The sequence below is a fragment of the Hymenobacter arizonensis genome (genome assembly GCF_900115775.1).
Taxonomy (GTDB): Bacteria; Bacteroidota; Bacteroidia; order Cytophagales; family Hymenobacteraceae; genus Hymenobacter; species Hymenobacter arizonensis.
In genome coordinates this window covers 345,397-367,721 of sequence record NZ_FOXS01000005.1, presented here as the reverse complement: position 1 = coordinate 367,721, position 22,325 = coordinate 345,397, and the positions used below count along the sequence as shown (strand labels likewise).

Annotated in this window: 16 protein-coding genes; 13 read left to right on the top strand and 3 right to left on the bottom strand. The window is 61.1% G+C overall.

What is annotated here, in order from left to right:
- Nucleotides 1–192: 192 nt before the first annotated feature.
- The 6 genes from BMZ66_RS18115 (at nt 193) to BMZ66_RS18090 (ending at nt 7,348) form a co-directional block, all read left to right on the top strand.
- The gene (locus tag BMZ66_RS18115) at nt 193–1,221 is read left to right on the top strand and encodes a GntR family transcriptional regulator (RefSeq protein ID WP_234795150.1); all 1,029 of its coding nucleotides are present in this window, start codon (nt 193–195) and stop codon (nt 1,219–1,221) included.
- 442 nt (nt 1,222–1,663) lie between these two features.
- Nucleotides 1,664–2,944 (top strand): sugar isomerase, encoded by a 1,281-nt coding sequence (locus BMZ66_RS18110; RefSeq protein WP_092676895.1) that lies wholly within the window; start codon nt 1,664–1,666, stop codon nt 2,942–2,944.
- Nucleotides 2,941–4,326 (top strand): FGGY-family carbohydrate kinase, encoded by a 1,386-nt coding sequence (locus tag BMZ66_RS18105; protein WP_092676893.1) that lies wholly within the window; start codon nt 2,941–2,943, stop codon nt 4,324–4,326. The genes BMZ66_RS18110 and BMZ66_RS18105 overlap by 4 nt, the downstream gene beginning before the upstream one ends.
- Nucleotides 4,327–4,644: 318 nt before the next feature.
- A complete protein-coding gene (locus BMZ66_RS18100; RefSeq protein WP_092676891.1) occupies nt 4,645–5,385 on the top strand; it encodes a (Fe-S)-binding protein in 741 nt (246 codons plus the stop codon).
- On the top strand, nt 5,382–6,782 hold the full coding sequence (locus BMZ66_RS18095; RefSeq protein ID WP_092676889.1) for a lactate utilization protein B: 1,401 nt from the start codon (nt 5,382–5,384) through the stop codon (nt 6,780–6,782). Before BMZ66_RS18100 ends, BMZ66_RS18095 begins: the two co-directional genes overlap by 4 nt.
- On the top strand, nt 6,779–7,348 hold the full coding sequence (locus tag BMZ66_RS18090) for a LutC/YkgG family protein (protein ID WP_234795149.1): 570 nt from the start codon (nt 6,779–6,781) through the stop codon (nt 7,346–7,348). The genes BMZ66_RS18095 and BMZ66_RS18090 overlap by 4 nt, the downstream gene beginning before the upstream one ends.
- Nucleotides 7,349–8,045: 697 nt before the next feature.
- On the opposite strand, the gene rhaM is transcribed toward BMZ66_RS18090, so the two are convergent.
- The 3 genes from rhaM to BMZ66_RS18075 form a co-directional block, all read right to left on the bottom strand.
- Complete coding sequence (rhaM, locus tag BMZ66_RS18085) at nt 8,046–8,360, bottom strand: L-rhamnose mutarotase (protein ID WP_092676885.1); 315 nt, start codon at nt 8,358–8,360, stop codon at nt 8,046–8,048.
- A gap of 8 nt (nt 8,361–8,368) precedes the next feature.
- Nucleotides 8,369–11,227: a glycosyl hydrolase gene (locus BMZ66_RS18080; protein WP_092676883.1), complete on the bottom strand. Its 2,859-nt coding sequence runs from the start codon at nt 11,225–11,227 to the stop codon at nt 8,369–8,371.
- A 177-nt stretch (nt 11,228–11,404) separates the two neighbouring features.
- Complete coding sequence (locus tag BMZ66_RS18075) at nt 11,405–12,538, bottom strand: glycoside hydrolase family 88/105 protein (RefSeq protein ID WP_092676881.1); 1,134 nt, start codon at nt 12,536–12,538, stop codon at nt 11,405–11,407.
- 454 nt (nt 12,539–12,992) lie between these two features.
- Here BMZ66_RS18075 and BMZ66_RS18070 point away from each other — a divergent pair, with 454 nt between their 5' ends.
- The 7 genes from BMZ66_RS18070 to BMZ66_RS18040 all read left to right on the top strand — a co-directional run bounded on the left by BMZ66_RS18070 (nt 12,993) and on the right by BMZ66_RS18040 (nt 22,209).
- The gene (locus BMZ66_RS18070) at nt 12,993–13,481 is read left to right on the top strand and encodes a hypothetical protein (protein WP_092676879.1); all 489 of its coding nucleotides are present in this window, start codon (nt 12,993–12,995) and stop codon (nt 13,479–13,481) included.
- A gap of 233 nt (nt 13,482–13,714) precedes the next feature.
- Complete coding sequence (locus BMZ66_RS18065) at nt 13,715–14,656, top strand: DUF8832 domain-containing protein (protein ID WP_092676877.1); 942 nt, start codon at nt 13,715–13,717, stop codon at nt 14,654–14,656.
- A gap of 149 nt (nt 14,657–14,805) precedes the next feature.
- Nucleotides 14,806–15,609: a DUF305 domain-containing protein gene (locus BMZ66_RS18060; RefSeq protein ID WP_177204794.1), complete on the top strand. Its 804-nt coding sequence runs from the start codon at nt 14,806–14,808 to the stop codon at nt 15,607–15,609.
- A 243-nt stretch (nt 15,610–15,852) separates the two neighbouring features.
- Nucleotides 15,853–17,049, top strand: a complete 1,197-nt coding sequence (locus BMZ66_RS18055) for a TolC family protein (protein ID WP_177204793.1) — start codon at nt 15,853–15,855, stop codon at nt 17,047–17,049.
- Nucleotides 17,049–17,654, top strand: coding sequence for a hypothetical protein (locus BMZ66_RS18050; protein ID WP_092676871.1), 606 nt, complete (start codon nt 17,049–17,051; stop codon nt 17,652–17,654). The genes BMZ66_RS18055 and BMZ66_RS18050 overlap by 1 nt, the downstream gene beginning before the upstream one ends.
- A complete protein-coding gene (locus BMZ66_RS18045; protein ID WP_092676869.1) occupies nt 17,638–18,783 on the top strand; it encodes an efflux RND transporter periplasmic adaptor subunit in 1,146 nt (381 codons plus the stop codon). The genes BMZ66_RS18050 and BMZ66_RS18045 overlap by 17 nt, the downstream gene beginning before the upstream one ends.
- Before the next feature lie 207 nt (nt 18,784–18,990).
- Entirely contained in the window at nt 18,991–22,209 is a 3,219-nt protein-coding gene (locus tag BMZ66_RS18040; RefSeq protein ID WP_092676867.1) for an efflux RND transporter permease subunit, read from the top strand.
- Nucleotides 22,210–22,325: the final 116 nt, after the last annotated feature.

Here is a 22,325-nt window from a genome sequence, read left to right as displayed (position 1 = left end):
GACGTTCCGCTCCAAATGATGGTCTTTTCCCAAACCACCACCCCAAAAATTTATGCCCTTGCAAATGCCCTAAGCAGCGTCAAAAAAGCTACATTTGACGCAGCCTCTTCTATCACCTTTTCGGAAGGCAATTGCGTCACGCACTTACGAGCGGTTGTTCAACCCCGCTCTTAAAGCCTCAGCAACCCTGATATGCCCACCACCGCCGGGATGTACCAACTCCAACTAAAGCCCCTTGATAAAACCCCGAAGTACAAGCAGATTGTGCAGTCGGTCATCATGGATATTGAGCGCGGCGTCCTGAAGAATGGCGACCACCTCCCCAGCATCAGCGAGCTGAGCGTGGAGCACTACCTGGCCCGCGACACCGTAGAAAAAGCCTACCGCGAGCTGCGCGAGCGCGGCTTCATCACGTCGGTGCAGGGCAAGGGGTACTACGTAGAAAGCAACGACACCTCGAAGCTGAAGATTTTGCTGGTTTTCAACAAGCTCAGCTCCTACAAAAAAATCATCTACTACGCCTTCCTCGAGGCCCTCGGCGACAGCGCCACCGTCGACCTGCAGATTCACCACTACAACGTGAACTTGTTCCAGGAAATCATCGAGAAGAACCTCGGCAAGTATAACTACTACGTGGTGATGCCGCACTTTACCCTCGACACCGACAAGGCGCAGTACCACGCTATTCTGAACACCATTCCCTCGCAGGAATTGGTGCTGCTCGACAAGGACATTCCCGAGCTGAAGCACGACTGCCTGCGCGTGTTTCAGGACTTCGACAAAGACATTTTCACGGCCCTGGAAAAGGCCGAAGACCTGCTCGAAAAATACTCCCGCCTGGTGCTGGTGCTCCCCTCCGATGCCAACCACCCCGAGGAGCTGCCCTGGGGTTTCCGCTCTTTCTGCCTCATGCGCAACAAGGAGTTTTCGGTGGTGGAAAACGCCATGAACGAAGTGGTGCAGGCCGGCACCGCCTACGTGGTAATCCGCGAAACCGACCTGGTGGAATTGGTGAAGAAAATCCGCCAAACCAGCTACCTGCTGGGCCGCGAAGTAGGCATCATTTCCTTCAATGAAACGCCACTGAAAGAGCTGCTGAACATGACGGTAATCACCACCGACTTCGAAGCCATGGGCCAGACCGCCGCCACTCTGCTGCTGGAGAAGCAGCGCGTGAAGGTGAAGAACCCATTTTATACGATTCGGCGGGGGTCGTTGTAAGGGATGGGAACCGCACCTACCGGGGAACCTCACCCCCCGGCCCCCTCTCCCGCGGAGAGGGGGAGCCTAACGCCATCTGTCATTGCGAGCGGAGCGAAGCAATCCGTCCTGTAAGAACCAACCCCTTGAATGAAACGACAAGCCTCAGTTCTGCGCAGAACCGAGGCTTTTTCACATTATAAACCTGGTCGCTGAGACCAGGACGGATTGCTTCGCTCCGCTCGCAATGACAAAAGCGCTGCCGTGGCTCCCCCTCTCCGCGGGAGAGGGGGCCGGGGGGTGAGGTTCCCCCGCGTGAGGCCCCCGCTCAGCAAAGCCTATGCCCCACGCACGAAGTTTTTCCCTTCAAACAGGAGACCCCAGAAGAGTTTCAATTACCACAAGCGGGTAATTTGCTCTCCATAAAACGCCGGCCAATTTTCCACAAATCCCGCCCTTGCGCATGTTCTCCGACCAACGCCTTGCCGACCTCAACCAGCCGCTGCTTGCCGAGCACCAGCTGCACTTCCAGCACCTTGCCGATTCGCCGCGCCTGCGCTACCAGGACGTGCAGGCCGTGGTGCAAAAGCTGATTGAATTTCAGGTGGCCATTCCGAGCTGGGCCCTGGGCACGGGCGGCACCCGCTTCGGCCGGTTTGCGCTGGGCGGCGAGCCCCGCACGCTGGAAGAAAAGATTGGCGACGTGGGCATTCTGCAGAGCCTAAACCGCTCTTCCAATTCCATTTCCCTGCACATTCCCTGGGACATTCCGCAGGACATTGCCGGCCTGCAGCAGCTCCTGAAGCAGCAGGGCCTGGTGATTGATTCGGTGAATTCCAACACCTTTCAGGACCAGAAAGACCAGCCCCAGTCCTACAAATTTGGCTCGCTCAGCCACACCGAAAAGGCCGTGCGCGAGCAGGCCATTCAGCACAACATCGACTGCGTGCGCTACGGCGAGCAGCTCGATGCCAAAACCCTGACCGTGTGGCTGGCCGATGGCTCCAACTTCCCCGGCCAGCAGCACCTGCGCCGCGCGTTTCTGCGCACGCAGGAGTCGCTGGCGGCCATCTACGAAGCCATGCCCACCGACTGGACCATGTTGGTGGAGTACAAGCCTTACGAGCCCAACTTCTACTCCATGGTGATTCCCGACTGGGGCACCTCACTGGCCCTGTGCCAGGCCATTGGGGCCAACGCGCAGGTGCTCGTCGACCTGGGCCACCACCTGCCCAACACCAACATCGAGCAGATTGTGGGCCGCCTGCGCCAGTTTGGCCGCCTGGGCGGTTTCCACTTCAACGGCTCCATGTACGGCGATGACGACCTGACCACCGGCAGCACCAAGCCCTTCCAACTCTTCCTCATCTTCAATGAGCTGGTGGACAGCGCCCTCGACCAGACCGTGCCCGCCGCAGCCGTGGCCTACATGATAGACGCCAGCCACAACGTAAAAGACCCGCTGGAAGACTTGCTGCAGTCCGTCGAGAACATTCTCTCGGCCTACGCCAAGGCCCTGCTCGTGGACCGCAATGCCCTGAACGAGGCCCAGGAAAGCAACGACGTGGTGCGCGCCGAGGAAATTCTGCGCGACGCCTTCCTCTCCGATGTGCGCCCGCTGGTGGCCGAAGCCTACCGCCAGAGCGGCGGCGCCCTCAACCCCATTGCGGCCTACCGCGCCGAGGGCGTGCGCGAGCAACTCATTCATCAGCGCGGCAAGCACAGCGTATCGACGGGGCTATGAAAAAGACGCTTAAAAAGTCGGTTTACGCCGTTTTCGACATCGGCAAGACCAATAAGAAGCTAATTCTATTCGACGAGAACCAGCAAATTATTGACGAGGAGCTGCACATGTGCACCGACGTGCTCGACGACGACGGCTTTCCCTGCGACCACCTCCCCCGCCTCACCGAGTGGGTGCAGGCCCATTGGTACCAGCTGCGCCACCACCCGCACTACACCGTGAAGGGTGTGAATTTCACCGCTTACGGCGCCAGCTTCGTGCACCTCGGGGCCGATGGCCAGCCCTTGCTGCCGCTATACAATTACCTCAAGCCGATACCAGAGGAAATCGAAGCCCGGTTCTACGCCGAGTTGGGGCAGTCGGTGGAGGAGTTTGCGGCCGACACTTGCTCGCCGCAGCTGGGCATGCTCAACTCGGGCCTGCAGCTTTACTGGCTGAAATATGCCAAGCCCGACCAATACGCCAAGATTCACACCTCGCTGCACCTGCCTAACTACCTTTCTTATCTGATTTCGGGCGAGAAGTTTAGCGACTATACGTCCGTGGGCTGCCACACCAACCTCTGGGACTATAAGCGCGGCGAATACCACGAGTGGGTGCGCCGCGAAGGCATCGACGAGAAGCTGGCGCCCCTCACCCGCGACTCCATCGCCTCGGTAGTCGATGGCATCATGGTAGGCGTGGGCCTGCACGACAGCACCGCCGCCGTGATGCCCTACCTGGCCGAAAACGACGAGCCGTTTGTGCTGATTTCGACCGGCACCTGGTCGGTCACCATCAACCCGTTCAACAGCCAGCCCCTCACGCCGGAGCTGCTGCGCCGCGACTGCCTCAGCTTCATGACGCCGCGCGGCGAGGCCACCCGCGCCGCGCGCGTGTTCCTGGGCCGCGAGCACGACTTCCAGGTCGAGCGCATCGCCGCCCACTTCCACGTGAAGCCGGACTTCTACCGCTCCATCGTGCTGGCCCGCCCCTACGACGAGACGTCGGCCGACTTCCGCCCCGGCTGCATGGCCGGCACCGGCCCCTTCCCCGACCAGCCCGCCGGCGAGTGGGACCTCTCTGGTTTCCGCACCGCCTCCGATGCCTACCAGCACCTCATGCACGGGCTGATTGCCATTCTGCTCGAATCCATTCACCTCGTGTGGCAGGGAGAGAAAGTCATCTTCGTCGATGGTGGCTTTGCCCGCAACCCGCTGTTTATGCAAACACTCAGTTGGAACTTCCCGAAAGCTGAAATCCGCACGCTGGAGGTTCCCCAGGCCACGGCGCTAGGCGCCCTGGTGCACCTGGAGCAAGGCGAGGCGCTGAAGAAAACGCAGCCGCTCTTTACTGATGATGACGACTTGCCACTAGTGGCTGCGCAGAGTCGGGCAGGTTAGACTTTAACATCAACATAAAACGTCAATACTGAACTAGAACGTCATGCAGAGCGAAGCGAAGCATCTCGCGTGAAACCTCACCCCCGGCCCCTCTCCAAAAGAGAGGGGAGCCTGACGTAATTAAACAGAACAGAAAATTCCCACTACGACGAGCAGTGAAATACTATTTTGGCTGTGCGGCCTTTTCTTATGCTGTGGCTCCCCTCTCCGCGGGAGTGGGGCCGGGGGTGAGGTTCCACGCGAGATGCTTCGGCTGCGCTCAGCATGACCGTTCAATGGGTAACCATTAGTCCTCGTTCAACCCACCAAGAACCAAGAATGAAAGTCGCCCTATTCGTCCCCTGCTACATCGACCAATTCTACCCCCAGGTAGCCGTGGCGACGCTGCAACTGCTGCAGAAGCTGGGCGTAGCGGCGCACTTCCCCGCGCAGCAAACCTGCTGCGGCCAGCCCCTGGCCAACAGCGGCTGTGAGCGCGAGGCCCTGCCCATCTACCGTCACTTCGTCGAAACCTTCAGCGACTACGACTACGTGGTGGCGCCCTCCGGCAGCTGCGTTTACCACGTGCGCAAGCACTTCGACAAGCTCGACCAAACCGCCGAGGTGCAGCACGTGCGCGCCGCGGCCTACGACCTGATTGACTTCATCACCAACGTGCTGGGCGTGACCGAGCTGCCCGGCGCCTTCCCTCACAAAGTAGGCCTGCACCTGAGCTGCCACGGCCAGCGCGGCCTGCACCAAGCCAACGAATCGGAGATGACGCCCGTGCGCGACGGCCAGCTGCGCCGCCTCCTGGCCTCGCTCGATGGCCTGGAGCTGACCGAGCTCACCCGCAACGACGAGTGCTGCGGCTTCGGCGGCACCTTCTGCGTGTCGGAAGCCGGCATCTCGGCTCGCATGGGCCAGGACCGAGTAGCCGACCATGTGCGCAACGGCACGCAGGTGCTCACCGGCAGCGACATGTCGTGCCTGATGCACCTCGAAGGCATTGTGCGCCGCGCCAACATGCCCATCAAGGTGATGCACGCCGCCGAAATTCTCAACGGACTTACGCCATGAACCACGCCATCCGCGCCGATAAGTTTTTGCTGGATGCCGACCGCACCACCTGGCACGACGAAACCCTTTGGTTTGTGCGCGAAAAGCGGGACCGCGCCGTGTACGCCGTACCCGAGTTTCAAGAGCTGCGCGAGCTGGCTTCCCAAATCAAAGACCACACCCTCAGTCGGCTCGACCTCTATTTGCAGGAGTTTGAAGCCGCCGCGCTGGCCAACGGCGTGCACGTGCACTGGGCTGCCGACGCGGCCGAGCACAACGCCATTATCCTGGAAATAGTGCGCCAGCAGGGCGCCACGCGGGTGGTCAAAAGCAAGTCCATGCTTACCGAGGAATGCCACCTCAACCCCTACCTCATCAAGCACGGCATTGAGGTGGTCGATACTGATTTGGGTGAGCGCATCATTCAGTTTCGCGACGAGGCTCCGAGCCACATTGTGCTGCCGGCCATTCACCTGAAAAAGGAAGACGTAGGCGACACGTTTCACACGCACCTCGGCACCGAAAAGGGCGAAAGTGACCCGCAGCGCCTTACCGAGGCGGCCCGCCAGCACCTGCGCGCCAAGTTTCTGGCCGGACAGGTGGCCATTTCGGGCGTCAACTTCGCGGTGGCCGAAACCGGGGCCGTGGTGGTGTGCACGAACGAAGGCAACGCCGACCTCGGCGTGAATCTAGCCAAAGTGCACATCGCGGCGATGGGCATCGAAAAGCTGATTCCGCGACTGTCGGACCTCGGCGTGTTTACGCGGCTGCTGGCCCGTAGCGCTACCGGGCAGCCGGTCACTACTTACACGTCGCACTTCACCAAACCCGCGCCGGGCCGGGAAATGCACATCGTCATCGTGGATAACGGGCGGACCCAACAGCTGGGCCGGCCCGATTTTCGGGCTTCGCTCAAGTGCATCCGCTGCGGGGCCTGCATGAACACCTGCCCGGTGTACCGGCGCAGCGGCGGCCACAGCTACGACTTCACGGTGCCGGGCCCCATCGGGGCCATTCTCTCGCCCAACATCGACATGAAGAAGCATAGCTCGCTGCCATTTGCCAGCACGCTCTGCGGCTCCTGCACCGATGTGTGCCCGGTGAAGATTGACATTCACACCCAGCTCTACAAGTGGCGGCAGGTGCTGGGCGAGGCTGATGAAATACCCGCTTCTAAAAAGTGGAGCATGAAGTTCATGGGCCGCCTGCTGGCCAGCCCCAAGGCCTTTGCCCTCAGCGGACAGTTTGCCCGCAAGGCCCTGCGCCTGCTGCCGCACGGCCTCACCCACGCCAACGCGTTCAATGCCTGGGCCGTGGCCCGCGAGCTGCCCGAGCCCCCCAAACAAAGCTTCCGCGAATGGTACCAACAGCAGCCGCAGCAGATTCAGCAGCCAGCGCAACCCAAGGTTACGGCATGAGCACTTCTTCGCGCGACCGCATTCTAGCCGCTACCCAGGCCAACAAGCCTGCCGAAACGCTGCTGCCCACCGTCCCTGACTTCGGCGGCGAGGCCACGCCCGAACGGTTTACGGCCGTGCTCACCAGCATCGGCGGCACGGTGGTCTGGCTCGATGGCTTGGCGCAGCTCGGTCCAACCCTGCAGCAGATTTTCCCGGATGCCCGCAACACGGCCTCTCCCCTATTCCCGGCCGCCATACCGGTTGATGCCCTCACACCCAACGACATCTTAGCCGACATCGACCTGGCCGTGCTGACCTGCGAAATAGGCGTGGCCGAAAACGGCGCCATCTGGCTGCCAGAAGCCAACATGCTCCACCGGGCACTGCCCACCATTACCCAGCACCTCGTGCTCGTGCTCGACCACCGGCGCATTGTGGCCACCATGCACCAAGCCTACGCCCAGTTGCCCAGCATGGGCGGCTATGGCAAGTTTGTGGCAGGCCCTTCCAAAACGGCCGATATTGAGCAGTCGCTGGTAATTGGGGCGCATGGGGCGCGGAGCTTGGTCGTGCTTCTGTATTGACACAGATAGTTTACTGCGGTTCCAAGAAGGTGTACAGCGTGTTCAGTAGCGCGAACTACAAAGTCCGCGCTACGAAAGGCGGCCCGTAGGTTGACCTGAGAAACGTTGTAGTATTCCAATCATCTGTCATGCTGAGCTTGCGAAGCATCTTTTCACGCCACAACGAATCGTTCAGCCCTGATAAGATGCTTCGCAAGCTCAGTATGACATATGAACCGACAGGCCCAAACACAAAAGAAGCGGCCCCCAAGGGAAGCCGCCTCTTCAACTTTATGTCCATAAAGTTTAAAATTTCATGTTCTGGCTGTTTTGCACGGCCATCAGTTACTGGTTCTAGACGGTGATGTTCACGTTTTCGTGTTACAGACCGTGGCGCGGTTAAAGTCTTAGGCCAAGCTGTTGTTGCACTCGTAGGTTGCTGATGAGAAGGCCACTATATACAATAGTTTCTCTTCTATTAGCATGGTGCGAGCATGCAATTGCTGGATTCAAAAAGGAGAAGAAAGTGACAACTCTGACATGATGCGCGGCAGAAATAGATGAAAGAGGACTCCCACCCAATCTTTTTCCATCCTGCTACGCATCAGTCAGGTTGTATTCATCACTCACAATACAAATCTGCTCTTTCTACTAGCGGAAACCCTCCCGCACCCTCCTGCTATCGGCCAAGAATTCTTAACTTTTTTTCTAACCGCGCTCAGTCCATGTGGAACACGCGCTGTAGCGGCTGCACCACCGGCGAATGGTCGGGGTTGGTGTCCATCAAATCAGCCATGTAGGCCCACCAGCGCTTCATAATTTCGGTGCTTGGCAGCTCGGCCGTGGTGTGGTCTTCGGTACGCTTCTGCACCGCAAACAGCACGCCGCTGGCGGCATCGAGGTAAATGGAGTAGTCGCGGATGCCCGCCTGCTGCAGGGCGGCCGTTAGCTCGGGCCAGATTTCGGTGTGGCGGCGCTGGTATTCCGCGGCCACGCCGGGCTTGAGCTTCATGGTGAAGGCTATTTCTTCCATCGTCTTCGTTATTGAACAGGTGCCCCCAGGGAAGCGGGCGTGAGCGTGACCGGACCCATGAGGCCGGAATCCTGGGGTTCCCACTTCTCGGCTGAGAAGAGGCCGTCGGCGCCGCGGTTTTCCTTGAGCTTGGCGTTCATGTTGGTGTTGTAGAAAATCTTCCACTCCTCCTTTTTCCGGTCCATGTCGGCAATGCGGTTGGCCATCAGGTTGCTCACCGTCACGGTGAGGGTATTGGTGGGCCGCAGCCGGGACTTGAGCAGAAACACCTGGTAGACCGGGCCGATGAGCGTGGCCACGGGCTGGCCATTGACCTGCACGCGGGCGCTTTGCCCCACCCGGCCGAGGTCGAGTAGCCAGCCCTCGCCGGTGCCCTGGGGCATGGCGAAGGTGGTGGTGTAGGTGGCCGTGCCCGAGAACTTCTTGCCGGCCTCGCCGGCCAGCTTGGTCCAGGAGGCCAGCTCGCGGGTTTGCAGCTTGGCGGGCAGCTCCGGGCCGCCCGACACGAAGGCCAGCTCCCAGGGGCCAGCCAGCGGCTGGGGCGCCGCCACGGGGTTCAGGTAGGTGTAGGCGGGCCCGGCAATGGCGCCCTCGTTGGTGTCGAGAATGCAGGTTTCGCCGGGCGCCAGTTGCAGGTACACTTCGGGCGTGCCTTGGGCCGAGGTGCGCACCGAAGCCATGCCGGTTTGCTCGGTCATGGGGTTGTAGAGGGCCACCGACTTGGTCGCCGTTTGCAGGGGCACCCAGCCTTTCATGGGCTTTTCGCCCCAGTTGGCCAGGAAGTAGTAGTGCCCCTTGGCGTGGCGGCGGCGCGTGAACTGCAGGCTGTTATCCACCAGGCTTTCGCGCTTCACGCCGGCCTGGGCCAGCAGCTGGCTTACATCGGAGCCGAGCAGCAGGCGGCCTTTGCCCATGGTGGCTTGCTGCACCCCGGCCTGTTTGGTGGCAGCAAACTTCACCTGCGCCATCAGCTTTTTAAAAGCCGCGCGGCGGGTAGCCAGGTTACCGAGTCCGGGCACATCGTCGGGCGCCTGGTTGTGCAGCACGATGGTAGCGCCGCTTTGCGCCAGCTTCAGCAGCTGCTCCAGGGTGGGCAGGGGCATGAGGTGGGCTTCGGGCACCAGTAGGGTTTGGTACACAGCGCCGCCGCTGGTGGTGAGGGTTTTGCCGGTGGCCTTCACCTGCTGCACCTGTTTGTCGGAGATGAAATCGTAGCCGTAGCCTTTGGCGAGCAGCATTTCGCTGGTGGCCGCAATGGGCATGCCCTTGAAGCCGTGCTCGATGCCGTCGAAGTGCTGCAGCAGCACCTTGCCGGGGCGGGTGTAGGCGTCGGCGGTGGGCAGGTAGAGCAGCACGTCGCTGCTGGGCTGGCCAGCCTGCATGAACGACTGGCACCGGGCCGCGTACTGGTTCAGCTTGCCAAAATCCGTCCAGAAAGGATTCTGGGGGTTGAACTCCACGGCGGCGTAGAACTGCCAGCCGGGCCACTTGGCGGCCTGCGGCGAGTAGGCCGTGCCGTGGTAAAACGTGTGGTTGACCCCGCCGAGCAGCATGCGGTCCAGCGCCTTCTTAACATCACTCAGCGAAGACAGAAAATGGTCGTTTTCCCAAGTGGCGGTTTCGGCCGCCGTCAGGGGTTTGCCGGTGACGTGCGCGGCCGACGACGCAAACTTGATGCGGGTGAGGTCTTCCCCTTCCGTTTCGGGGATGTCGGTGGCGGCGTACAAATCCAGGATGTTGGCCGGCGAGCCGTGGGCCTGATTGCGAATCAGGGCGTCGTGGGTTTTGGCCCAGGCACCCCAGGTCTTGGTGTAGTTTTCGAGCAGCAACTCCGAAATGGTTTCGCGATAGTCGGTGAGCACGCGCTTGTTCTCGTCGTCGGCAGCTTTGCCAAACAGGGCGGGCAGGTGCTGACGCAGGTCGTAGCCGCGCCGCTTCTGGAACTCGGCAAACATCTGGGGCGTCCAGTTGGCTTCGCCCTGCGCGTCGTCTACTTCGTAGGAGTCGTTGAAAAACGCGCGGATGGGCTTCACATTATAACCCTTGAACGCCTTGTCGAAGTACGCCAGGTAGTTATCGGTGGCCGTTTTGGAGAAGTGGTCGATAACGTCGCCCTCGCCGCCAGGGCCGGCTCGCTCCACCTGCTTGCCGTGCCCGCCCTGAAACAGCGCGTAGAGCGTCCAGGTACCCGCGGGAGCGGTCCAGCTCAGCTTGCCGTCGGCTCCTACTTTGCTGGTCAGGTCCACAGTTTGGCCTTTCTCGGAATAAGCTATCAGGGCTTGCAGGGGCAGAGGCTTCTCGTAGCGCACCTGGTCCAGGGCCAGGCTTTGCAGGTTCTTGTTGGTCGCAATCGGGTCAGAGAGCTGCTTGAGGTCCACCTTGCGGCCGATGGCGTTGATAATGGGCTTCTGCATGAAGCTCACGGGCTCTTTCAGGCTCTCACCGCCTTTCACCAAATAGGTGGTGTAGGTCACGTACTTCGAGGCGTCGGCGGGCGTTACCCACGGCCCGCCGAAGGGCCAGCCTGACGCCTGCGCTACATCAATGCCCAGGCCCAGCCGGCCGGCCTCGGTGAGGGTGTGCGTAAGCATGTCCATCCACTTTGGCGAGAGGAAATCGATGAACTGGCTTTCGGCCCCTTTGACGCCATAGATGGTCGTGATTTCCATGCCGCCCAGGCCCGCCTGCTGGTACTGCGTCAGCAGGTGGGTCAGGTCGGCTTTGTTCACGGCACTGCCCTGCCACCACCAGCGCGTCCAGGGCTTGTTTTGCTGGGTGATGGCGGGCCATTGGGGCGCCTGGGCTTGGGCCTGGGCGGATGCCAGGCTGAGAGCAGCTAGGAGAAGGAGGGCGAAAGGTCGTTTCATGGGAGTGCGAAGTCGGGAAACCTCACCCCCGGCCCCTCTCCCGCGGAGAGGGGAGCCACGGCGGCGCGGGTAAAGGATAATAAGGCTGTTTATTTAATCGTCAGGCTCCCCTCTCCGCGGGAGAGGGGCCGGGGGTGAGGTTCCACGCGAAAGAAGCTTGGCTGCGCCGGCTTCCAGCTATTTCAACTTATACATCTCACTCCCCGCCAGCAGGAAGCAGCCCAATCCATAATCCTCAAAGTCGGGCCGGGAAGTCAGATTCACTGGCTGACCGTCTTTCGGCTCTTTGCCAGTGCCTTGCACGTAGGCCAGCGAGCCGTCGCGCTGCACGCCTTCGTCTACCATGGCCTTCCAGGCTTTGGCGATGATGGGCTCGTACTGCTTCTTGTCGAGCAGGCCATTGTTGAGGCCCCAGGCCATGCCATACACAAACAGGGCGGTGCCGCTGAGCTCTTTACCGCCGAAGTTGGTGGGGTCGTGCAGGCTCACGTTCCAGTAGCCATCGGGGCGCTGCAGTGCAGGCAGAGCCTGTATCATGGCCATGTACATCTGCTCGTATTCGGCGCGGTGCGGGGCGTCTTTGGGCATGATGTCGAGCACTCGCACCAGGGCGGCTACCACCCAGCCGTTGCCGCGGCTCCAGTAGCAGTCTTCGCCGTTGGGCTCTTTGTAGGGGGGTACAAAGTCTTTGTCGCGCCACCAGAGCTTGTCTTCCGGGTTGTAGAGGCCGTTGGTGCCGTGCTTGGTTTTTGCGTAGTTATAGATGCGGTACATCTTGCCGTAGTAGGCCGTGTCCTTGGTCATTACGCCCAGTTTGGCGAAGACTGGCATGGCCATTTGCAGGGCGTCTATCCAGTTCCAGTCGTCCACCTTGTCGCTCTGCACCATGTTGTCGATGCTGGCTTTGATTTCGCGCAGGCGCTCCGGCTTGGGGTCGATTTGGTAGAGGTCAAGGTAGGTTTGGCCGGCGCACTGGTCATCGGCGTTGCGGTTGGTGGCGCCCCCGCGGATGCCCCACTGGTGCTTCTCGCCCCAGTCCACGGCATAGTCGTAGTAGCGCTTCTGCTTATCAGTCTGGTAGAGGGCCATTAGGCCTTCGTAGTACACGCCGCGGGTCCAGATGTGGCTGGGGCGGGTTTTGTTGGTCACGATTTCTTTGCCGGTGTCGGGCCACTTCTTCATGAAGTAGTCGTTGGTCCGGGTCATGGCCTTGAGCACGGTCTTTTTCTTGGGCAGCTTTTGCGCCTGCCCACTCAGCGCGGGCAGCAGCATTAGGGCGCAGAGGCCGGCTTTTAACACAGTTTTCAACATAGCGAGCAAAATGATGGGGATAACCCGGCTACTCCAGCATCCCGTTCGAAACGTGGCAGTTGCCTAGCTCTGCGGCATTCGGCACAGGCGCTGCAGGGAAAGAACAGGTGCAAGAAACCGCGCTGCACTACCCAAACTCTCCTGTACTCTTCGGTTTCGGGCCAATGGGGGCTGGCGGGTGCAGTTCGGCCCAAAGCACGCAGAAAGGACCGTACTCGAATTCTCAAGGCATAAAATTGCGCCGGAAGCGTGCATAATTACATCAAAGGCTGCCTTGGCTCCCACCTACGAAAGCACCCTGCTTAGCGCTAGCAGCTTATTCATAAGCAACTTCTGAGCTCAAATTGCTGTTACCTTTCCAGCGCTGGCAAACCTGCGGCGCCCTTTCTCAGTAGGGAAAGACTTCCCTGCTTTCGCGAGAGTGCTCTACTTTTGCAGCTGCTAAGCCCCTGTCATGTTCCGTAGCCTGTTCCCTTTCCGCCGTTTGCTGGCGTCGACCTTCCTGGTCGTCTTCGTCAACGTGCTGGCGGGCCAGTGCTGGTGCGCTACCCTAAAAGTGCCCCGGGCTACCAACGCGGCCCTAGCGCAGCAGGCACCTAAGAAGCCCGCGCATGCCGGCTGCCATGGCCACGGAGCCACGGCCAAAAAAGACCAGAGCAGCACCGCCCAGAACAAGACCAGCCACCAGCACAGCTCCAAAAAAGGAGGCCCGGACGACTGCTGCCGCGACAAGACGGCTTCCCTCCTGTCGTCGCTAACTACCCCCGCTGAAAAGCACCTCCTCAGCCCCGCTCCGGCCTTGCTGCCCGCGGCGACTGAGTTTCAGTTCCGGCCCCAGGCCGGCAAATGGAACCGCACGGCCACGGTGGCCCTGGTTCCGCCGCGGCACCTCAAGCCCAAAATCCCCGACATCCGCATCTTCATACAGTCGCTGACTGTTTGATTGGTCTGACGCGCTACGGCCCGCGCCGGCATGGCTTTGCTATGCCCGGCGCGGGCCGTTTCGTTTGTCCGTCGGGCCGGCTTAGCCGCCCTTTCCCCTTTCTCATTTTCCGGGTTTTCGTTTCGCTTAACGCCCTGCGTGCATGGCCGCGGCGGGCATTACGTTCCGGCGAGCGCCGCAGGCCCGAACTCCCACCAGCCTTGCGAGGACAGCATATCTAACACAATTCATTTATGAACCGCACTTCCATTTCAGCACTGGCTCTAGCCAGCATCCTCAGCTTCGCTAGCTGCTCTTCCGACTCCACTAGCAGCAGTGCTACTGATACCGTTGCCATGGCAACCGGCGCCGATGGCCTCGCCGACCACGCCGGCGGCCACACCTACGCCTGCCCCATGCACCCCGAAGTAACCAGCACCAAAGACGGCGAAGATTGCCCCAAGTGCGGCATGAAGCTGGTGCACAACGACGAGGTCAGCAACGGCAAGACCTACCAGATGAAGTTTGAGCCCCAGCCCGCGCAGCCCATGGCCGGACAAGCCACTACGCTGGCCTTTAGCCCACAGGAAGCCGGCAACGAAGCCGCTCCCGTGCCGCTGGCCGTGGTGCACGAGAAGAAAATCCACCTCATCATCGTGAGCAAGGACCTTTCGCAGTTCCACCACGAGCACCCCGAATTCACGGCTGAAGGCAACTACCGCGTGCCCTTCACCTTCCCGAAAGGCGGCGACTACGTGCTGTTTCAGGACTACACGCCAGCCGGCAGCGGACACCAGCTCGGCCGCCAGACCCTCACGGTGAAAGGCGCCGCCTACAAGCCCGTCAAGTTCAGCAAAGACCAGATGCAGTGGAGCGGCGACGGCTACCAGGCCACGCTGGCCTTCGACAAGCCCCTGAAAGTGGGCCAGCTGCTGGGCATGAAAATCAACATCAGCAAAGGCGGCCAGCCCGTGACCAACCTCGACAACTACCTCGGCGCCCTGGGCCACGTGGTGGTCATCAGCGAAGACACCGAGCGCTACCTGCACGTGCACCCCAACGACCAGGCCGACAAAGGCCCTGCCATCGGTTTCAACACCAACTTCGAAGCCCCCGGCCTGTACCGTGTTTTCTTACAGTTCAACCACGACGGCCAGATTCGCACCGGCAACTTCACCATCAACGTGGGCGCCTAAAGCAGTTTCCGGAATGGTCAGTGGCATAAGCTTTAGCTTGTGCGTTACGGGCAACGCACAAGCTAAAGCTTATGCTACTATCCGGGTACACGGACCTAGAAACTGCGCTAAGCCCTTTTTTACTCAACTTAACTCATCAATTCAACACCATGAAAATCACTTCTCTTTCCCTCGCCTTCCTCACCTCCGCCACCCTGCTGCTAAGCAGCTGCGGCAGCAATGACTCGGCCAGTACCGCTACCTCTGAAACCATGTCCGAACACGGCGACATGGACGGCATGGACCATGGAACCATGAACCACGACCACGACGCCACGGGCATGATGGGCATTATGCACGCCAGCATGGACAAGATGCAGGCCGAAAAAACAATCGGCAATACCGACCACGACTTCGCCCACCTCATGATGGCTCACCACCAGGGCGCGGTAGACATGTCGGAGCTGCAGCTGAAGGAAGGCAAAGACGCCACCCTGCGCGCCATGGCCGAGAAAATCATCGCCGACCAAAAGAAGGAAATCGCCACGCTGGAAACCTTTGCCACCCGCCTCGACGGCGCCCCCAGCAACTACAAGCCCACCGACGCCAACGACCCCTTCACCAGCAAGATGAAGAGCTCCATGGACGTCATGATGAAGGATATGCCCAAGCCCACCGGCAACACCGACCAGGACTTCGCCATGCTGATGATACCCCATCACCAGAGCGCCGTCGAGATGGCCAAAGCACAAATTGCCCACGGCCGCGACCCCAAGCTCAAGGAAATGGCCCAGCAGATGATAGCCGCGCAGCAAAAGGAAATCCAGCAGTTTCAGGCCTGGCAGGCTAAAAATGGCGGCAAGACCGATGCCAGTGCCGCTGTGTACGAGTGCCCCATGAACTGCGAAGGCAGCAAGAGCGACAAGCCCGGCAAGTGCCCGGTGTGCGGGATGAATTTGGAAAAGAAGGCGTAGCCTGACCGGCCAGACGTTGCGCCTCACCCCCGGCCCCTCTCCGCAGGAGAGGGGAGCCTGACGAATCAGAGTCGATAAAATGACTTCGGCGCGTCCTGTCAATAAAAACTCAAGTCAATGACTGCGAATAAACAAGCCAAGTGGCATGTTCGAATTTCTTGTAATCGTCAGGCTCCCCCTCTCTGTAGGAGAGGGGCCGTGCCCGGCAGGGGCCGGGGGGTGAGGCGCAACGTCTGGGCAGCCTTGTTATTCTTATTAACTTTCCCCGCCGCCGCCCAGCAGCCAACCATCATCCGCCTCGACAGCGCCGAGACGCAGGCCCTGCGCCAGCATCCCCGCCTGCGCCAGTCTGCCCAGGAAATCGAAGAACAGCGCGCCCTAAAACGTGGCAGCTTCTCCCCTACCAATCCCGACTTCCTGTTCTCCGCCCCCAACGGCAACCGGTGGGCGCCCGGCGTAGTGCAAACCATCGACTTTCCCACCGTGTACCGCCAGCAGGCCCGCAATGCCCAGGCCGGAATCGCCCTGGCCGAGCGCGGACTCGACGTGAACCGCGCCACCGTGCGCCGCGACGTGCGCCTGGCCTACCTAAATCTGCAAGTGGCTGAGGCGCAAGTCCGGCAGCTCACGTACCAGGATAGCCTGTTCCGGGTGCTGCAAGCAACCACCGAGCGCCTTTTCGCCGCCGGCGAAGTCACCTCGCTGCAGCGCATCAGCACCGCAGCCGAGGCGCGCCAGGTAAACAACCAGTTAACCCAAGCCACCGTCGACCGCCGCTCGGCCCAGCGCCGGCTCGGCTTGCTGCTGGGCCGCCCCAATGCCGACCTCACCACCGGCACCGACCTGCGCCAGACCGGCATCGAGCTGGCGCAAACGGGCACCGAGCTGCTCGGCAGCCTGCCTATCCTGGACAGTGCCGCAGTGGCCGGCAGCCCCACGCTGGCTTACTACGCTCAGAACGTAACACTCAGCCAGTCGGGCATCAGCCTGGTTCGGGCGCGGCGCACGCCGGCCCTCACGCTGGGCTACCAGAACCAGGGGGAGGCCGATTCGCCCTACCGCTACCGGCTGCAGTTTGGGGTATCGGTGCCGCTGTACTTCTGGACCTACCGCTCGCAGCTACAAGCCGCCACGGCCCGGGCGGGGGCGGCCCAGGCCCAGGCCCAGGTGCAACAGCTGGAGCTGGGCACCCAATACCAGCAGGCGCTGGCCGACACCCGGAAGTTCGCCACCTCGCTTACGTACTACGAACAAACCGGCCTGCCGCAGTCCACTGCCATTATCAGCCAGTCGCAGCGCCTGTTTCGGGCCGGCGAAATAAGCTACCTGGCCTTGATTCAAAGCCTGAACCAGGCCTTTACCATCCAAAACACTTACCTGACCACCATCCGCGACTACCGTCAGGCCATTGTTGAACTTAACTACCTGCGGGGACAATAATGAAAAATATTCTCCTGCTGCTCCTGGCGCTGCTGCTGGCCACCGGCGCCCGCGCCCACGATGGCGAAGACCACGGCGGCGAAGCCAAAGCCTCGGCCGGCGGCGTAGCCACCTCGTTTTCGGTGGCGGCGCTCTCCGAAAAATTTGAGCTACTGCTCCGCTTCGAGCCCCTCGAAAAAGGCCAGGACGCCGACCTGCGCCTCTTTATTTCCGACTACGCCACCAATGCCCCCATCAAGGGCGCCAAGCTCACCGTGAGCTGCCCGGAGGCCGCCAGCCTGAAGTTTGCAGTAAGCGAAAAGGCGCCCGGTATTTACTTGGTAGAGGGGACCTTCCCAGAGAACAAGAAATACAGCCTGGCCGTGAACGTAGTGGCCGGCGACCAGGCTGACCTGATGCTGCTAGCCGGCATCGAAGTAGGCAAGAAACTGCCGGTAGCCGCTGTAACTGAAGCGGCGCCTTCTCTTTTCTCTTCTTGGAAAAATGTTCTGTTGCTAGTCGGGGCCTTCGTGCTGGGCATCGCCCTCACAGCCGTGCTCATGCGCCGACGGCGCCCTGCTCCAATTGCTAACCCAACGCCCGCTGTTTATGAAAAGCACGCATAAATTTCTCGCTGCTACCGCCGCGCTGGGCCTCACGCTAACCGTGCTGCTGCCCCCGCCCGCAGCCCTCTGGGCGCACGACGGCGAAGACCACGGCGACGCCGCCAAGGCCAGCACCGGCACGGCCATGATAGACGCCGTGGCCCTGCCCAAGGAAAGCCAGTTTCTATTCGGCGTGCGCACGGCCCTGGCCGGCTACTCCGATACCTACAGCCGCGCTACCCTCTACGGTACCGTGACCTCAGCCGCGGGCGGAGAGGGCCGCGTTGTGGTGCCCCAAACCGGCCGCATCGTGAGCCTGACTGCCAAAGTAGGCCAGCCCGTGCGCGCCGGTCAGGTGCTGGCTGTGGTCGACCAAACCCTTGATGCCACCCAGCAAATCGGCCTTTCCACGGAGCGGGCCAACGCCCAGGCAGAGCTGCGCGCTGCCCAACAGGACTACGCTCGCCTGCAATCCATTGCCGACATCGCCGCCCGCAAAGACGTAATTGCCGCCGAGCTGCGCTTACGCCAGGCCCGCCAAAACGCCGCCATTCTCAACGGCCAGGCCGGCAACCGCCGCGTCAGCATCACCTCGCCCATCAGCGGCACCGTCGATGTGTTCAACCTCGCCGTAGGCCAGCAGGTGAGCCAGGGCGACGAGCTTTTCCGGGTGCTGAACCCCGGCAAGCTGCGCGTCGAAGCCCAGGTATTCGCCCAGGACCTAGCCAATATCACGCCCGACGCCACCTTCCAGGTAGAAGGCCTGCAGGGCCAGACCGGCAGCTCCCCAGCCCGCCTCGTGGTGTTCAGCAACACCGTGAACCCCGTGAACCAGGCCCGCCAGCTCGTGCTGGAACTCGACAACACCGCGGCTGACCTCTTTCGCGCCGGCCAGGCCGTGAACGTGCAGGTGCTGGGCCGCAACAGCGGCCCCAAGCAGCTGGTAGTCCCCACCTCCGCCGTCACCGACCTGAATGGCAAGCCCGTCGTTTTCGTGCACACCGAGCCAGAAATCTTCAAAATCCGCTACGTAAAACCGGGCTCGGCCACCGGCCAGCAAACCGTGCTGCTCGAAGGCGAGGTAAACGAAAACGACCGGGTGGTAACCGTGAGCACCTACCAGCTCAAATCCATTTACCTCAACCAATAAAACAACAAACTCCCCTCCTCAGCTGAGGAGGGGATGTTCGAGCCGCAAGGCTCGGACGGGGGTGGTTGAATTCGTTGAACGAAACCCGAACGACAATCACGCGAGTCGTCCATCCATCGTTCAACGAATCCAACCACCCCAGCCGGCGCGTCGCGCCAGCATCCCCTCCTTATCCAAGGAGGGGAGTGATGTTCAAATTTCGCGTCCATGCTCGATAAAATCATCCGCTTTGCCCTGCAAAACCGCCTGCTGATGCTGGCGTTTTCGCTGGCGCTGCTCATTGCCGGCACCTACACCGCCCGTCAGCTCCCCGTCGACGTGCTGCCCGACCTCGACCGGCCCCGCGTGACGGTGTTTCTGGAATCGGCCGGTATGGCCCCGGAGGAAGTGGAAGCCCTGGTGACGCTGCCCGTCGAAACGGCGCTCAACGGCGCTACGGGAGTCTCGGCCGTGCGCTCCAATTCTGCCATCGGCCTGGGCATGGTCTTCGTGGAATTCGATTACGGTACCGACATTTTCACCGCCCGCCAGATTGTAACCGAGAAGCTGCAAACTGTGAATGGCCAGTTGCCTACCGGCATCACGCCGGTGCTGGGGCCTATTTCCTCGGTGATGGGGCAGATTATGCTGGTAGGCTTGTCGGGTGAAAAGACCTCTGCCGCCGACCTGCGCACCCTCGCCAACTACACCGTTCGCCAGCGCCTCCTCAGCATCCCCGGCGTGGCGCAGGTCATCCCCATCGGCGGCGACAACCTGCAGTATCAAGTGCTGCTCGACATGCCTCGCCTCAACGCCGTGGGCCTGACTATCAGCCAGGCAGAAGACGCCCTACGCCGCTCCAACCTCAACACCACCGGCAATTTCTTCGACCTCAACGGCTCCGAGGTCCTCATCCGCAACCTTGGCCGCCTGCGCTCGGTCGAGGACATTGAAAACATCATTGTTGGCTACCGCGAGAACTCGCCCATCACCGTAAAGCAAGTGGCCAACGTGGAATTCGGCGCTCGTTTCAAGCGCGGCGATGGCAGCGTGAATGGCAAGCCGGCTGTCATCCTCAGCATTGAAAAGCAGCCCGGCACCACGACCGTGGGCCTTACCGAAGCCGTGGAAAAAGCCCTGGCCGAGCTCAAGCCCTCGCTCCCACCCGACGTGCAGGTGAACACCCGCCTCTTCAAGCAGGCCGATTTCATTGAGTCCTCGATTACCAACGTGGAGGAAGCCCTGCGCGACGGCGCCATTCTGGTCGTCATCGTTCTGTTCGCTTTCTTGCTGAACGTGCGCACCACGTTCATTTCCCTGGTAGCAATCCCGTTATCGCTGCTCGTCACGGCGCTGGTGTTTCGCTTCGCCGGCATCAGCATCAACACCATGACCCTCGGCGGCCTGGCCATTGCCATCGGCGAGCTGGTCGACGATGCCATTGTGGACGTGGAAAACGTATTCCGCCGCCTGCGCGAAAACCAGCTGTTGCCCCAGCCCAAGCCGGCCCTGCAAGTTGTTTACGCCGCTTCCTCCGAAGTGCGCAACTCCATAGTCTACGCCACCATCATCGTGGTGCTGGTATTCCTGCCGCTGTTTGCGCTGGAAGGCATGGAGGGTCGCATTTTCGCGCCGCTGGGCATTGCCTACATCACGAGCATCGTGGCCTCGCTGTTTGTGTCGCTCACCGTCACGCCGGTGCTGTGCTACTACCTGCTCCCCCGAATGAAGCAGATTCGCGAAGCCGAGCAGGAAGGCCGGCTCATCCGCTGGCTCAAGCGCAAAGACACCCGCCTGCTGAACTGGGGCCTGGGCCGCCCGAAGCTTATCCTGGCAGCCACCAGCCTGTTGTTTGTGCTGGCTGTAGCCATGGTGCCCTTCTTCGGCACTGAGTTTCTGCCGCCCTTCAACGAGGGCTCTCTCACCGTCAACTTCTCGGCCCCAGCCGGCACCTCGCTCGCCGAATCCAACAAGCTCGGCACCCTGGGCGAGCAGCAGATTCTGCAGCTCCCGGAAGTGGCCTACACCGCCCGCCGCACAGGCCGTGCCGAACTCGACGAGCACGCCGAATCAGTGAACAACTCCGAAATTGAAATCGCCCTGAAAAGCGAGGAAGAGCTGAAAAAAGCCGGCATCCCGCTCCGCACCCGCGACGAAATCCTAGCCGACCTGCGCCAGCGCCTGGCGCTGATTACCGGCGTGAACGTGAACATCGGCCAGCCCATCTCCCACCGCCTCGACCACCTCCTGAGCGGCGTGCGTGCCCAGGTCGCCATCAAGGTTTTCGGCAACGACCTGCTGGAACTGCGTCGCTACGCCAACGAAATCCGCGATGCGGCTGGCACGGTCTCCGGCGTCGTCGACCTGCAGGTGGAAAAGCAAGTTCAGATTCCGCAGCTGCTGGTGCGACCGCGCGACGCAGCCCTGCGCGCCTACGGCCTCGAGCGCGGCCAGGTAGTTCAGACCCTAGAAACACTCTTCCAGGGCGAGGTAGTGTCCCAGATGCTCGACGGCCAAAAGCGGTTCGACCTCATCGTGAAGCTGCCCGAAGACCAGCGCAACGACGTGGCCACCATCGCCCAAACCCGTATCGAAACGCCCACCGGCGCCCTCATCCCCGTGAGCCAGGTGGCCGACGTGAGCTACGAACCCGGCCCCAACACCATCAATCACGAAAACACCCAGCGCCGCATCACGGTGTCGCTCAACGTAGCTGGTCGCGACCTCGGCAGCACCGTGCAGGAAGTGCAGCAGCGCATTCAGCAGCAGGTGAAACTGCCGGCCGGCTACTACCTCACCTACGGCGGGCAGTTTGAGAGCCAGCAGTCGGCGTCTCAAAAGATTCTCTGGCTCAGCCTGTTTTCCCTGGCCGGCATCTTTCTGGTGCTCTACTCCCACTTCAAGTCCACGCTCATGGTGGGCCAGATTATGCTTAACATCCCCTTGGCCCTCATCGGCTCAGTGGTGGCAGTGCTGCTCACGGGCGGCACGTTCAGCATTGCCTCGCTGGTGGGATTCATTACTCTCACCGGCATTGCTTCGCGCAATGGCATCATGATGATTTCGCACTACATCCACCTCGTGCAGCACGAGGGAGAGAAGTTTGGCAAGGAGATGATAATCCGCGGCTCGCTCGAACGCCTGGTGCCCGTGCTGATGACGGCGCTCGTAGCCGCCCTGGCCCTGGTGCCCCTCACGCTGGCCAAGGATGCGCCCGGCAAGGAAATTCTCTACCCGGTGGCCACCGTCATTCTCGGCGGCCTGCTCTCCTCCACCTTCCTCGACATCATCGTGACCCCGGTCGTGTTCTGGCTGGTTGGCGAGAAGGCGCTGGCGCAGTACCAGCGCGGCCAAAGCGAAGTAAGCCTCGACGCGCATCCGCAGGAGTTGGATGCCCAGCCCCTCACCCCACCTTCGGATTTGAATCCGATTCAGCCAGCGGTTTGATAAGCCAATCAGGCACAGTATAACAGGTTAGAACGATGTAGAGACGCATAATTGCGTCTCGTCGTCCGCGCCGTTTGGATGTCGTTTTAGCCATCGTTCAACGACGAGACGCAAAT